Consider the following 13681-nt stretch of genomic DNA (forward strand, 5'->3'; position numbering starts at 1 on the left):
CCGGCCGGCGCCCCGGCCCGGAGCCCGGGGCCGGCCCGGACGGCGGGCCGCAGGGCGCACCCGGCGGGCCGTACGGCCCCGGCGGGCCCGGCGGCCCGGGCGGACCGGGCGGACCCGGTGCGCCGGAGAGTGCCAAGCGCAGCAAGAAGGGCCTGCTCATCGGCGGCGCCGTCGTGCTGGTGCTGGCCGGTGTCGCGGCCGGCGGCTACGTCTACAGCCAGGGCCAGTACTACGTGAAGCCGTCCTCGGACGGCAAGCAGGTGCTGCTGTACCAGGGCACGACCCAGCTGTCGTTCCTGGCCTCGCAGGTCACCCTGGCCCAGGGCCCGCTGTACCTGAGCTCGGTGCCCGCCGACAAGCGCGGCGACCTGACCAAGACCGTGACCTTCGGCTCCGAGCAGGCCGCGCTGACCTATCTGGACCAGTACCGCAAGGCCGCCAAGGTCTGCGCGGACCTGCGCCACCCCGGGACCGCGACCCAGAGCCAGGCCCAGACCGCGCCCAAGCAGCAGGTGCCTCCGGCCCCGACCAGCACCGAGGCCAAGCCCGGAGCGGTGATCGGCGCCGACCCGCAGACCTCGCCGTCGACCATCGGCGTGGTCACCGAGCCGACGGACTCCGTCGGCACCGCGTCCACCGGCCCGAGCGCCACGGTCGCGCCCCAGTCCCCGAACCCGCCGTCGACCTCGGCCTCCGCGCCGACCACCGGTGGCGAATCGCAGATGCAGGCGTTCTGCGCCGGAACAACGGACGGTCCCTAGTAGTGTCGATGTCAGCCGCCCCGCCCCGGCCGGAAGAACCCTCGATCCCGAAGCGCCGCAACACCGAGCTCGCGCTGAGCCTGTTCGCGGTCGGGATCGCCATGTTCGCGTACGCCAACGTGGGCCTGGCCGACAACGGCAAGCTGCCGGCCGGGATGTGGGGCTACGGAGCCGGGCTGGCCGGCGTCGTGGTGGTGGCCAACCTGCTCATCCGGTACGCCGCGCCCTACGCCGACCCGCTGTTCCTGCCGTTGGCGATCTTCCTCAACGGCATCGGCCTGGTGCTGATCCACCGGCTGGACATCTACGACAAGGAATACTTCCAGGCGCTGCACGCCGTGAACCCGGTACGGTACCACACGCCGCCGCACGGGTCGACGAGCAACCAGCTGATGTTCACCGCGCTGAGCATCATCGCCTTCGCGGGCTTCCTGCTGTTCATCAAGGACCACAAGATCCTCCAGCGCTACGCCTACATCTCGATGGTCGGCGGCCTGTTCCTGGTGGCGGTGCCGGCCATGCTGCCGGAGTCGATCTCCGGCGCCAACGGCGCCAAGAGCTGGGTCCGGTTCCCCGGCGGGGTGTCGATACAGCCCGCCGAGTTCGGCAAGCTGCTGCTGGTCTCCTTCTTCGCGGCGTTCCTGATGGCCAAGCGAGACGCTCTGCGCGTCGCCTCGCGCAAGGTGCTCGGACTGAACATCCCGCGCGGCCGCGACCTGGGGCCGATCGCGGTCTGCTGGGTCCTGGCGATGCTGATCCTGATCTTCGAGACCGACCTCGGCGTCTCGCTGATGTTCTTCGGCGCCTTCGTGGTGCTGCTGTACATCGCCACCGAGCGGACCAGCTGGCTGGCGATCGGCGTCACCGCGTTCCTGGCCGGCGCCTTCGTCATCGGCACCACGGTGCCGCACGTCGTGGCCCGCGTGAACAACTGGCTGCACCCCTTCGACGCCGAGCTGCCGGGCAGCAAGGCCTCGCCGCAGATCGCGCAGTCCATCTACGGGTTCGCCAGCGGCGGCATCTTCGGCAAGGGCCTGGACCAGGGCCGCCCGTGGCTGGTCGGGTTCGCCAAGAACGCCGACTTCATCCTGGTCACGGTCGGCGAGGAGCTCGGCATGGTCGGGCTGTTCGCGCTGATGATGGTCTACCTGCTGATCGTCATGCGCGGCTTCAAGACCGCGCTGCTGATCCGCGACAACTACGGCAAGCTGCTGGCCGCCGGCCTGGCGACCACCTTCGCGCTCCAGGTGTTCATCACCTCCGGCGGCGTGATGCGGGTGATCCCGCTGACCGGTCTGCCGATGCCGTTCCTGGCCGCCGGCGGTTCGGCGCTGGTCGCCAACTGGGTCGTGATCGCGCTGTTGATCCGGCTGTCCGACGCCGCGCGGCGCCCGCTGCCGCCGGCCATCCCGCTGACCGAGGACGAGCTGCGCTCGATGCGGCTGGTGGCCGCCTCGCGGATGCCGTCCACCGTGAGCGCCGGCGGCGGCCGGCGCGGCGTCCCGGCCGCGGCCGCGGGCGCGGCCTCCGCCGCCACTCCCGGCGCGGCCTCGGGCGTGTCCGTGCCGCCCGGCGCGGCCGGCGCCTCCGGCCTGGGCCAGAACATCCTGGGCCGGGCCGGCCTGGACCCGAAGAACCCGGGCCAGAAGACCCCGGGCGCGAACAACCCGGGCGCGACCCAGAACGGCCCGGTGCCGCCGGGCGCGCGGGACGTCACCCAGGCGATGCCGACCCGCCCGGCCGGCGCCGCCGGATCGGCCGGGGCCTCCGATCCCACCCAGGCCGTCCCCGCCCAGCCGCGCGGCTACGGTGAGCAGACGATGCTGCGCGCGGCGGAGTCGACTCAAGCGATCCCGGCCACATCCGGCCCGAAGACGGAACCGGAACCGGGCGCGGAGGAGTCCTATCCCCCGGCGTTCGAGGACGACGCCGAAGACCACGAGCAGACCCGGCCGGCGCCGGCGCCCGGTGCGACACCGGACGAGGCGGCCGAACGGCCGGGTCCGCCGGAGCGGAGGTACGGACCGTGAACCAGCCCATCAGGCGGGTGGCCCTGTTCTGCTTCCTGCTGATCGTCACACTGCTGGTCAGCTCCAACTACCTCCAGGTGGTCAACGCCGACAACTACAAGGCGCGCGCGGGCAACAAGCGCACCACGCTGGACGCGCTCGCCTTCCCGCGCGGGAAGATCACCACCGCCGACGGCACGGTGATCGCCCAGTCGCTGCCCTCCGGGGGCATCTCCTACAAGTTCCAGCGCAACTACCCGCTGGGCCCGGCGTACGCCAACATCACCGGCTACAAGTCGATCGACTACGGGTCCCGCTATCTGGAGGGCATCCTCGACGGCTACCTCCAGGGCACGGACAGCTCGGAGTCGGTCGCGAACTTCATGGACACCATCACCGGCAAGTCCAAGAAGGGCGGCGACGTCCAGCTCACCCTGAACAACGCGGTGCAGCAGGCGGCGGTCGCCAACATGAAGGGCCGCAAGGGCTCGGTGGTGGCGCTGGACCCGACCACCGGCGCGATCCTGGCGATGTACTCCGACCCGACCTTCGACCCGAACGGGATAGCGTCCAACGACCACGACACCTCGGTCGCGGCCGGCAAGGCGCTGGAGGCGAGCAAGGACAAGCCCAACCTGAACCACACGGTCGGCGAGCTCTACCCGCCCGGCTCGATCTTCAAGGTGGTCACCGCCGGCGCCGCGCTGGACACCGGCGCCTTCACCGAGTCCGACCCGACCGGCGCCGATGCCCGCGGGTTCACGGTCCCGGGCGCGGCCTACACCCTGACCAACGAGAACGCCTCGGTGTGCCCCGGCACCGACCTGAAGCGGGCGCTGGCCGCCTCCTGCAACTCGGTGTACGGCTTCGTCGGCGCCAAGCTGGGCCCGACGGTGATGAACCAGTACGCGCAGAAGTTCGGGTTCAACACCCCCGGCCTGAAGATCCCGCTGACCGTGACCCCCTCGAGCTTCCCGAGCGCGGACAAGATCGGCAGCAACCAGCTGGGCCTGGCCCAGGACTCGATCGGCCAGGGCGACACCCAGGTCACCCCGCTGCAGGCGGCGATGGTCGCCGCGGCGGTGGCCAACGGCGGCACCATCATGCAGCCGTACCTGGTGGACAAGGAGACCGCCCCCAACGGCCACGTCACGTACAAGGGCCAGGACCACCGGCACGTGCTGAGCCAGGCGGTGTCCCCGCAGACCGCGGCTGTGCTCGACGACATGATGCAGAACGTGGTGACCAACGGCACAGCCTCCAACGGCCTGGCCATCGACGGCGCGCACATGGGCGCCAAGACCGGCACCGCGCAGCAGGGCGACAAGCAGAACCCGCTGGCCTGGTTCATCTCCTACGCCTCCATCGGCGACAAGCACGTCGCGGTGGCGGTGCTGGTGCAGACCGACAACCCGAACCTGCGCGACGACATCACCGGCAGCGGCTACGCCGGGCCGGTCGCCAAGGCGGTCATGGAGGCCGCGCTGGGGGTGGGACAGCACTGACGCACGGCTCCCCGGTACGCGCCGTGGCCGCCGCACCACCCGGTGTCGCCGCGGCGGCCGGGCCGGGGAGCGGTTTCCGGCGCCGGGACTGGCGCGGGGCCGGGTTCGGGGGATACTGCCGGAAGCACGTTTTCGACTGGGACCGATTTTGCAGGCCGTCTCCCGCCTGGGCGGCGTTCGATGAGCTGGAGCGATGAGATGTCCGGAACCTACCCCGGCGCGGAGCAACCGCGGCGGCTCGGGGACAGGTACGAGCTGGGCGCCGTGCTGGGCCGAGGCGGGATGGCCGAGGTCTTCATGGGCCGGGACACCCGTCTGGGCCGCACGGTCGCCGTGAAGACCCTGCGCGCCGACCTGTCCCGCGATCCCACGTTCCAGGCCCGGTTCCGGCGCGAGGCGCAGTCCGCGGCCTCCCTGAACCATCCGGCGATCGTGGCCATCTACGACACCGGCGAGGACTTCGAGAACGGGGTCTCGGTCCCGTACATCGTGATGGAGTACGCGGACGGCTCGACGCTGCGCGACCTGCTGCACTCCGGCCGCCGGCTGCTGCCGGAGCGGGCCCTGGAGATCACCGCGGGCGTGCTGCAGGCGCTGGACTACTCGCACCGCAACGGCATCATCCACCGGGACATCAAGCCCGCGAACATCATGCTGACCCGGGCCGGCACCGTGAAGGTGATGGACTTCGGCATCGCCCGGGCCATGGCCGACAACGGCATGACGATGACCCAGACCGCGGCGGTCATCGGCACCGCGCAGTACCTGTCGCCGGAGCAGGCCAAGGGCGAGACCGTCGACGCCCGCAGCGACCTGTACTCCACCGGCTGCCTGATGTACGAACTGCTCACCGGGCGCCCGCCGTTCGTCGGCGACTCCCCGGTCGCGGTGGCCTACCAGCACGTGCGCGAGGAGCCGCAGCCGCCCTCCTCCTACGACCCGGAGGTCACCCCGGCGATCGACGCGGTGGTGCTCAAGTCGCTGGCCAAGAGCGCCGACCAGCGCTACCAGTCGGCCACCGAGATGCGCGCCGACATCGAGCGGGTGCTGGACGGGCGGCCCACCGAGGCGCAGACCGCGGTGCTGGGCGCGGCCAACATGCCGACCCAGCGGCTGGACCCGCGCCAGGTCGGCGCGGCGGCCGGGGTCGGCCAGACCAAGGCGATGCCCGCGGTCGAGAGCCCGACCTCCTACCAGCAGCCGCCGGCCAACCAGGCCCGCTACGGCGAGGACCAGTACCAGCCCGGCGGACGGCCGCCGGGCGGTCCGCCGCGCCGCACCGAGCCGCGCCGGGCCCCGGAGCCGGAGAAAAGCGGCAAGACCGGGTACATCGTGCTGGCGGTGGCCGGCATCGCCGCGGTGATAGCGGCGGTCCTGCTGGCCAAGTCGCTGCTGAAGTCCGGCGGCAACGACAACTCCGAGCAGGTCCCGGACTTCGGCTACGGCGTGCACACGGTGGCCGACGCCAACGCCATGCTGGCCCAGCCGGCCTACAAGGGCTTCACGCTGACCGGCAACGGCGAGGACTGCTCCAGCGACGACGACCGGCACAGCCAGAAGGCAGGCACGATCATCAGCCAGAACCCGAAGGCGAGCGGGTTCCAGAAGCCGGGCCCGGTCAGCTACTGCCTGTCGCTGGGCCCGCAGCTCGGCGCGGTGCCGGACAAGGCCACGCTGAACAAGATGGACGAGACCGCGCTGAAGGCGACGCTGACCGCGGCCAAGTTCAACCTCGCCAACCCGATCGTGATCCACCTGAACGACGACAAGATCCCGGCCGGGAAGATCATGGACGTGTTCGACGGCTCCGGCGGCGGCCAGACCTCGCTGGCCGGCCAGAAGAACGTCAACGTCGACAAGGTCAGCATCGGCTGGATCGTCTCGGACGGCCAGAAGAAGATCCAGCTGTCGGCGGCCCAGTACAAGAACCAGGACGCCGACACCGTCGTCAACCTGATCAAGTCCCAGGGCTTCACGAAGGTCCAGAAGCTGCCCGGCGACGCCAACTCCGGCCAGCAGCCGAACACCGTGATCAAGGTCGACCCGGGCGACGGCCAGTACACCGCCGACCAGCAGATCATCGTGTACTACGCGCCGCAGCCGCCGGCGCCGCCGAGCACGTCGTCCAGCAGCCAGGGCTGCGACCCGACGCAGCAGGACTGCTCGCAGCCGCCGACGCAGCCGACCGGCGGGCAGACCACCCCGCCGGGGCAGCCGACCAGCAGCGCGACCTGCCAGTTCGGCGCGGTGCTCGGTTGCCCGAGCTCGCCGACCAGCACGAAGAAGGGCGGCGGCTGAGCGCTGAGCCGTGACAGCGAAGCCCCGCGCGGAGTTCTCCGCGCGGGGCTTTCTCTGTCGGTTTTGTGCTTGCTCGGCCGGCCGGAGCTTCTCAGCTCGCGTTCAGTGCGGGCTCAGTCCGCCGGGGCCTGCTCAGTTCGCGGCGGCGATGACGACCGGGGCCAGCCCCGCCGACCGTCCGACGGCTTCGGCGTCGCCGCACACCGCCAGCCAGTTCGCCAGCATCAGGTGCCCGGCCTCGGTCAGCACCGACTCGGGGTGGAACTGGACCGCCTCGATCGGCAGCTCGCGGTGCCGGATGCCCATGATCACGCCGGTCTCGGTGCGCGCGGTCACGACGAGCTCGTCGGGCAGCGTGTCCGGCTCGATGGCCAGCGAGTGGTACCGGGTGGCGGTGAACGGGTCCGGGACGCCGGCGAAGACGCCGGTGCCGTCGTGGGTCACCAGGCTGGTCTTGCCGTGCAGCAGCTCCGGGGCCCGGCCGACCACCGCGCCGTGCGCCACCGCGATGGACTGCAGGCCGAGGCAGACGCCGAAGACCGGGATCCGGTGCTCGGCGGCGTAGCCGACCATCTTCACGCAGATCCCGGCCTCCTCGGGGGTGCCGGGGCCGGGTGAGAGCAGGACGCCGTCGAAGTCGTGCGCGGCTTCGACGCCGATCGCGTCGTTGCGCACCACCTCGCACTCCGCGCCGAGCTGGTACAGGTACTGCACGAGGTTGTAGACGAAGCTGTCGTAGTTGTCGACGACCAGGATCCGCGCTGCCATGCGGTGAGCCTACCGGCAGCGGCGGGATCGCTACTGCGAGACCGTGTTCCCGCTGAACGGCATCAGCGGCTCGACCCAGGGGAAGACCCAGCCGAACAGGAGCACCACGATGAGGGCCACCGCGGTGGCGGCGACGAGCACCTTCACGTAGACGGGCCCGGGGATGTGCCGCCACAGGAACGCGTACATCGCCTACTCCATTCTCTACAGAGTCCTCTATAGAGGTTCCTATGAGGTTCTACCAGAGTCTTATTGGAACTTGGGGGCGTTCACCGTCAGCGCCGGCGGCGTGCCCTTGGAACGGGGCTGCTGCGCGACCAGGGTGCCGGTGACGATCATCCGCTCCGTGGAGGCCCACCACGGGTTGCAGGTGGTCAGGGTGATCAGCGCCTGCGTCGGCTTGCGGCCCGGGTGGTCCGGGACCGGGGCCACCACCGCCAGGTCGGTCGGATCGACGATGAACGGGTCGCGGTCGGTCCGGTAGGTGTACCAGGTGTCCGCGGTCTCCACCACGATCAGGTCGCCGGCGCGCATCTCGTCGAGGTAGCGGAAGGGTTCGCCGTGCGTCTTGCGGTGGCCGGCGACGGCGAAGTTGCCCACCCGGCCCGGCCGCACCGAGTCCTTGTAGTGCCCGACGCCGCGGGAGAGCAGGTCCAGGCTGGTGCCCTCGACCACCGGGATGGACTTGTCGCCCAGGCGCGGGATGTGCAGGATCGCGAACGCCGCCCCGGCCCGGCCCTGGCTGTCGGCGCTGTCGAACGGCCCGGGCGTCTTGGGCACGGCGGTACGCGGCGCGGGCGTCTGTACTGCCCACTGCTTGTGCAGGTCGGAGACCTCGGCCCGCATGGCGTCGTCGGCGACCACATTGGTATAGAAAAGCTGGTAGGCGCAGAACAAGAACAGCGTGACGCCGAGCGTGATCAGGATCTCCCCGACGGTCCGGGTCGCCAGCCGTGCTCGTTCAGCCCACATTCCGCCATTTTGTCGGAATCAGGGCATCACAGTGGCGTGCGACACGTCGAGCGAACCCGAGTATCCCGGCAGAGTCACCCGATCGCGCGCCTTGACGTCCCAGCCCAGGCCGTAGGCCGTGACGTACTCCAGATAGGTCTGCACCGCCGAGGAGCCCAGCAGCGCCGTGCGCAGCCGGCCCGGGTCGCCGACGGCGGTGATGACGTAGGGCGGGGAGTAGACCCGGCCCTGGAGCAGCAGCGTGTTGCCGACGCAGCGGACCGCCGAGGTGTTGATCATCCGCTGGTCCATCAGCTGGATCCCGGTGGCCCCGCCGGCCCACAGCGCGTTCACCACGGCCTGCACGTCCTGCTGGTGGATGATCAGCCAGTCCGGCTGCGGCGCGGCGGCCCCGGCGGCGGGCTGGGCGTTGGGTGGGGCGTCGTTCAGGGTCACGGTCAGCCCGGAGCCGGACAGCGGCAGCACCCCGGCCAGGCCGGACAGCGCGTCGATCTGGGCCTGCGCGGCCTTCACCCGGGAGTCGGCGGCCTGGCCCCGGGTCAGCGCGTCCAGGTCCGCGCGCTGGGCCGCGACCTGGTCGGTAAGCTGTTGGTTGTGGCCGTTCTGCGTGCGGATCACGTCGGAGAGCTGGGAGAGCCGGTCCGGGCGGATGTCGCCCTGGCCGTCGGCGGTGTCCCGGGCGGTCATGAACAGCCCGCCGGCCAGGGCGAAGACCAGCACCACGCCGGTGTGCCAGGCCACCCGGGAGCGCGGCCGGGCCCGCGGGCCGACGGCCTGGGGCCCTACCGGTTCGTCCAGCTGATCGCGCCTTGACGCCATGGCGGATACGCTATCGGACGCACCCCGCCGCATGCCTGGACCAGGGTGCGGCAGCCGACGAATCCAGGAGTGGAACCGTGCCCGAGTCGAAGGTCCGCAAGAAGGCCGCGTACACCCCGCCGCCGGACAAGAAGCAGCCCATCAAGCTGGACACCGGCAACCGCGTGGTGCTGCCGCTGATGGTCGGCTGCTTCGTGCTCGGCCTGTTGTGGATAGTGGTGTACTACCTGTCCGACATGAAGTACCCGGTGCCGCAGCTGCACGGCTGGAACATGGCCGTGGGCTTCGGTCTGATCATCACCGGGTTCATCACGTCGATGAAGTGGAAGTAGCCGCCGCGCGAACGCCGGGCATTGCGTCCGGTGCTCACGCTCGGTGAGCGGCCCACCCCTAACACAACATCCACAGGCTTATCCCCAGTGTGGATAAGTGCCCAAAGCCTGTGGATAACTCTCCGGGATCTCGGTGACGACCCTGGTCGGCCCGGGTGTGTGCGCGGCGCCATCGAGGGTGCGCGTACGGTTGGCGGGATCGTTCAGACGGGCGGTGTGGACGGCGGTGGCGATCACCGCCGCCGCCAGCACCAGCGCCATGGTGCCGAAGCCGAGCAGGTTCAGCAGCCGGGTCTGCTGCTCGCGCGGCGCCGTGGCGCGCCCCAGGGCCCGGATCAGCTCCGGGGCGAAGGCGTAGACCGCGCCGATCAGCGCCCCGGCCACCGCGCCGCCCACGTGGTCGCGCCAGTCGATGCTGGTGTTCTGGAGCGGGATGACGATGTTGATGATCAGCACCACCATGATCATCCCGGGGTCCAGGATCCGGCGCCGCAGCCCGATCACCACCAGGCAGCCGAACACCGCCGAGATGGCGCCGGAGGCGCCCAGGCTGGCCGGGCTCATCGGGGTCATGAACCAGTACGAGGTGACCGCCCCGGCCAGGCCGCCGATCAGGTAGACCAGGGCGAAGCGCAGCCGGCCCAGCAGCGCCTCCAGCATCGGGCCGATGAAGAACAGCGAGATCATGTTCGAGGCGATGTGCACCACGTTCGCGTGCAGGAACATCGAGGTGACCAGCCGGTACCACTCGCCGTTGGCCACGCCTATCGGCTCGCCGTCCACCCAGTGCGCCTTGGCGATCAGCTCCAGCCGCATGTCCAGGGTGTTGACCTCGTAGACGCCGCCGCCGAGCACGCCGACCTGCGAGGTGCCGACGATGTGCTGGAGCCCGAACATCACGAAGTTCAGGGCGATCAGGCTGTAGGTGACCACCGGCACCACCTGGGGCCGCAGCACCGCGCCGAACGGGGTCCGGGCCTGCCGCACCTGCTGGTTGCCGCCGCGCACGCACTCCGGGCACTGGAAGCCGACCGAGGCCGGGACCATGCACTCCGGGCAGATCCGGCGGTTGCAGCGGTTGCACCGGATGTGGGCCTCGCGCCCCGGATGCCGGTAGCAGACGGGGAGGTCGGTCGCGGGCGCGGACTGGCTGCCGTAGCTGCCGGGCGGCATCGTCACGGTGATCCTTCTCTTGACACCGCGGCGCGCGGGCGGCCCCGGTGCCGGGGGTGACGCGCGGTGGCGGTGGGAGACGGGCGGCTGGTTCGGATGAGATCGGCCGATTGTCGAATGTAGAGGAAACGAACGCGCGGGGCCCGGAGTTTCCTCCGGGCCCCGCGCGCGCCGGTTCAGTCCTGGCGGCGCTCGATGGTGATCGTCTCGATCACGACCGGCTGCACCGGCCGGTCCTGGTCGCCGGTCGGGACGGCCGAGATGGCGTCCACGACCTTGCGGCTGTCGGCGTCCACGACTTCGCCGAAGATGGTGTGCTTGCCGTTCAGGTGGGTCGGACGGCGCGGGGTCGGCACGGTGATGAAGAATTGCGACCCGTTGGTGCCGCGCCCGCCCCGGACCCCGGCGTTGGCCATGGCCAGCAGGTAGTCCCGGTCGTTGAAGGTCTGGTCCGGGTGCGGCTCGTCGTCGAAGACGTAGCCCGGCCCGCCGAAGCCCTGGCCGAGCGGGTCGCCGCCCTGGATCATGAAGCCCGGGATCACCCGGTGGAAGATCGTGTTGTCGTAGAGCGGAGTGGTCGACTTCACCTGGGTCTCCGGGTGCGTCCACTCCTTGCTGCCCTCGGCCAGGCCGACGAAGTTGGCGACGGTCTTCGGAGCGAAGTCCGGGAACAGACGCACGGTGATGGCACCGAGGTTCGTCTTGATGGTGGCGTACAGGTTCTCGGCCACAGTCGATTGCCTTTCGGTTTCTGTCGTATGGACGCTCTCCATCCTCGCACGGAGCACCGCTCACCCTCGGAGTAGCCCCAATGGCCCTGCGTGAGGTTGTCCCCCGACGGGGCCGGGCAGGCACGTCTTCGAGCCGCTTGCCAGGTCGACCCTGCTTCCGGCGGCGCTGCCCGGCGCTGCCCGGCGGGGCCGCCGGGCAGCGGTGAACAGGCGATGTGTAAGGGAGCCCGACGATGAGGATGCCGTTCCGCCGACCGGAGCCGCCGACCCGGATGGAGCGCATGCGCTGTGCGGTCTCCGGCCGTGCCTCCGACGCCGCGCAGACCTTCTCCGGAGCGGCCGGAGCGGCCCAGGGCGCGGCGGTGACCGCCGCCGGCGCCGCGCAGGAGGCGGCCTACGCGGTCGCCGACCGGGCCGCGCTGGCCGCCCACGAGGTCTCCGACCGCGCGTCCACGGCCGCCTCGACCGTGGCCGAGCGGGCCCGTCCGGTCGCCGCCGAGGCGGTCGAGCGCGGCGGCGCGGCCTGGCAGATCCTGCGCCACGGCGTCCCCAGGCGCCCCAGCCCGATCGCCCGCGTCACCTCGGTGCTGCCGGTGGCCACCGTGACCACGGTGACCCGCCGCGGCAGGGCCCCGATGGCCTTGATGGCGCTCGGCGCCGCCGGCGCGGTCGGCGTCCTGCTGGTGCGCCGCTCCCGGATGGACCGCGACTCGGTGTGGATCCTCGACGAGGACGCCGAGATGGAGCCGGTGGGCCGCTGGGAGGAGGCCGACGCGCGCGCCACCGCGAATCGGCGGGACCGGTCCGCCGGGACCGACGACGCCGACGCGTCGTCCTCGGACCGGAAGGACTCCCCGGCCAACCGCTGGCCCTGAGCAGCCCTGAGCCCGGGGGCACCCGGATCGCCCTGAGTCCGTGCCCACCCGGATCGCACCGGGATCACGCCCTCCCCTTCCGAAAGGCGTCTCGCGATGATCGCCGTAGCGCTGGGTCTGATCAGCCTGGTGGTGATGGTCGCCACCGGCGTCGTCGCCTCCAGCAGCGGCGACGACCACCTGACGTTCCTCGGCGTCGGCGTCCAGACCACCACCGCGCAGGTCTTCGTCACCGGCGCGATATTCGGCTGGCTGTTCCTGGTGGCGATATGGCTGCTGCGGATAGGCGTCCATCGCTCCAGTGAGCGGTGCGCGGCGCTGGCCGCGCGCCGAGGGCGCCGGCCGGCCGACTGGCTCGGCTTCGGTGACCCGGACGATCCCCAGGGCTGGGGCGCGTGGGACGACTGGGCCGCCGAGGGGCGGGGGGTCCGCTTCCGGACCGCAGCGACCGAGAACACCGTCCCGCTCGGCATTCTCCCGCTGGGTACCGGGACCGGCACCGGCACCGGCTCAGCCGTCGACGGCGGGCTGCGGGCCGGCGGCGGGGCCGGCCCGGCTGGTCACGGCCGCCGTGCCCCATGGCGTGCCGACCGCGGCGCGGACCAGGCAAACCGGGCCGTCGCAGGCACAGCGGAGCAGCTCGGCGCGCTGGGCGGCGACCGTCCGGCGGGCCCAGTCGCAGGCCGCCGGCCCGGCGTCGGTATGGACGGCGGCGCTCAGCGCGGCCAGGTCGGCGGCGGATCCGGCCCGGTGGCGGGCGAGGACGGCGGCGCCGAGGGCGAGAACCGCCATGGCGACGGTGGTCAGCAGCGCGGCTAGGAGCGCGGCGTAGACCGTGGCCGAGCCTTCGTCCCGGGCCCTTCGGACGGTGCGCGCCGTGGTCACGGCACGCCTTCCGCGTCACTTACCGCGGCTTCGTCCGCCTCCACGGCCTCGGCGTGCACGCTGAAGGCCTTCAGCAGCGACATCGCCGCGACCGGCGCACTGACGACGACATGGACCAGTCCGCCGTCCCGGGTGAGGCTGACGGTGCTGTCGGGGGAGGCCCGGGCGATCGCCGCCCGGACCGCGTCGGGCGGCTCGCCGCGGGCGGCGGCCCGGGCGCCGAGCCGGGCGGCGTCGACGCAGCGGATCTGGGCCGCCAGGCCGGCGAGGACCCCGGCCAGGGCCAGGGTCAGCAGGACCAGGCTGGGGATGGCCAGGGCGGTCTCGACCGTGGCGTAGCCGGCGTCGCGGGGCGGGCGCATCAGAAGTTGGTGCTCAGGGCTTTGTGGAGCACCGCGGCCAGGGCGCTCTGGACGGTGGGGCTGGTGATCACCTTGTAGAGGATCACCGCGAAGGCGCAGGCGGCCAGGGTGCCGAGGGTGTACTCGACGGTCGACATGCCGTCGTCGCGGTGGAGCCGGTTCACTGCTGGGCGCATGGTTTTCCTTCCGGG

14 protein-coding genes and 1 pseudogene are annotated in these 13681 nt (G+C 71.5%); 6 read left to right on the top strand and 9 right to left on the bottom strand.

Annotation, left to right across the window (positions count from 1 at the left end):
- The 4 genes and pseudogenes from ABD481_RS25845 to pknB all read left to right on the top strand — a co-directional run.
- The coding region (locus tag ABD481_RS25845; protein ID WP_344668343.1) for a hypothetical protein at positions 1-761 on the top strand (761 nt) is incomplete at its 5' end.
- Between the two features lie 8 nt (positions 762-769).
- A pseudogene (locus tag ABD481_RS25850) lies at positions 770-2191 on the top strand (FtsW/RodA/SpoVE family cell cycle protein); the annotation flags it as partial.
- Positions 2192-2787: 596 nt separating this feature from the next.
- On the top strand, positions 2788-4275 hold the full coding sequence (locus tag ABD481_RS25855; protein WP_344668344.1) for a peptidoglycan D,D-transpeptidase FtsI family protein: 1488 nt from the start codon (positions 2788-2790) through the stop codon (positions 4273-4275).
- Between the two features lie 198 nt (positions 4276-4473).
- Positions 4474-6573, top strand: a complete 2100-nt coding sequence (gene pknB, locus ABD481_RS25860; protein WP_344668345.1) for a Stk1 family PASTA domain-containing Ser/Thr kinase — start codon at positions 4474-4476, stop codon at positions 6571-6573.
- Between the two features lie 132 nt (positions 6574-6705).
- Here pknB and ABD481_RS25865 read toward each other — a convergent pair whose 3' ends face one another.
- The 4 genes from ABD481_RS25865 to ABD481_RS25880 are packed head-to-tail and all read right to left on the bottom strand — an operon-like array spanning position 6706 to position 9132.
- The gene (locus tag ABD481_RS25865) at positions 6706-7341 is read right to left on the bottom strand and encodes an aminodeoxychorismate/anthranilate synthase component II (protein ID WP_344668346.1); all 636 of its coding nucleotides are present in this window, start codon (positions 7339-7341) and stop codon (positions 6706-6708) included.
- A 30-nt stretch (positions 7342-7371) separates the two neighbouring features.
- Positions 7372-7530 carry a hypothetical protein gene (locus ABD481_RS25870; RefSeq protein ID WP_344668347.1) on the bottom strand — a complete coding sequence of 53 codons (159 nt, stop codon included), beginning with the start codon at positions 7528-7530 and terminating at the stop codon, positions 7372-7374.
- Between the two features lie 60 nt (positions 7531-7590).
- Positions 7591-8313 (bottom strand): class E sortase, encoded by a 723-nt coding sequence (locus ABD481_RS25875; protein ID WP_344668348.1) that lies wholly within the window; start codon positions 8311-8313, stop codon positions 7591-7593.
- A gap of 18 nt (positions 8314-8331) precedes the next feature.
- Complete coding sequence (locus tag ABD481_RS25880; protein WP_344668349.1) at positions 8332-9132, bottom strand: DUF881 domain-containing protein; 801 nt, start codon at positions 9130-9132, stop codon at positions 8332-8334.
- Positions 9133-9209: 77 nt separating this feature from the next.
- Between ABD481_RS25880 and crgA the strand changes: the two genes are divergently transcribed.
- Positions 9210-9464 carry a cell division protein CrgA gene (gene crgA / locus ABD481_RS25885; RefSeq protein ID WP_344668350.1) on the top strand — a complete coding sequence of 85 codons (255 nt, stop codon included), beginning with the start codon at positions 9210-9212 and terminating at the stop codon, positions 9462-9464.
- 78 nt (positions 9465-9542) lie between these two features.
- Here crgA and ABD481_RS25890 read toward each other — a convergent pair whose 3' ends face one another.
- Both ABD481_RS25890 and ABD481_RS25895 read right to left on the bottom strand, forming a co-directional pair.
- On the bottom strand, positions 9543-10637 hold the full coding sequence (locus ABD481_RS25890) for a rhomboid family intramembrane serine protease (RefSeq protein ID WP_344668448.1): 1095 nt from the start codon (positions 10635-10637) through the stop codon (positions 9543-9545).
- A gap of 176 nt (positions 10638-10813) precedes the next feature.
- Entirely contained in the window at positions 10814-11368 is a 555-nt protein-coding gene (locus tag ABD481_RS25895) for a peptidylprolyl isomerase (RefSeq protein ID WP_344668351.1), read from the bottom strand.
- Between the two features lie 233 nt (positions 11369-11601).
- Between ABD481_RS25895 and ABD481_RS25900 the strand changes: the two genes are divergently transcribed.
- Positions 11602-12243 (top strand): hypothetical protein, encoded by a 642-nt coding sequence (locus ABD481_RS25900; RefSeq protein ID WP_344668352.1) that lies wholly within the window; start codon positions 11602-11604, stop codon positions 12241-12243.
- Positions 12244-12753: 510 nt separating this feature from the next.
- Here ABD481_RS25900 and ABD481_RS25905 read toward each other — a convergent pair.
- From ABD481_RS25905 to ABD481_RS25915, 3 genes are all read right to left on the bottom strand, one after another.
- Positions 12754-13035, bottom strand: a complete 282-nt coding sequence (locus tag ABD481_RS25905) for an Rv3654c family TadE-like protein (protein WP_344668449.1) — start codon at positions 13033-13035, stop codon at positions 12754-12756.
- A gap of 89 nt (positions 13036-13124) precedes the next feature.
- Positions 13125-13490, bottom strand: a complete 366-nt coding sequence (locus ABD481_RS25910) for a TadE family type IV pilus minor pilin (RefSeq protein ID WP_344668353.1) — start codon at positions 13488-13490, stop codon at positions 13125-13127.
- A complete protein-coding gene (locus ABD481_RS25915; protein WP_344668354.1) occupies positions 13490-13666 on the bottom strand; it encodes a DUF4244 domain-containing protein in 177 nt (58 codons plus the stop codon). Before ABD481_RS25915 ends, ABD481_RS25910 begins: the two co-directional genes overlap by 1 nt.
- Positions 13667-13681: the final 15 nt, after the last annotated feature.

This window comes from Catenulispora yoronensis (assembly GCF_039531695.1).
Taxonomy (GTDB): Bacteria; Actinomycetota; Actinomycetes; order Streptomycetales; family Catenulisporaceae; genus Catenulispora; species Catenulispora yoronensis.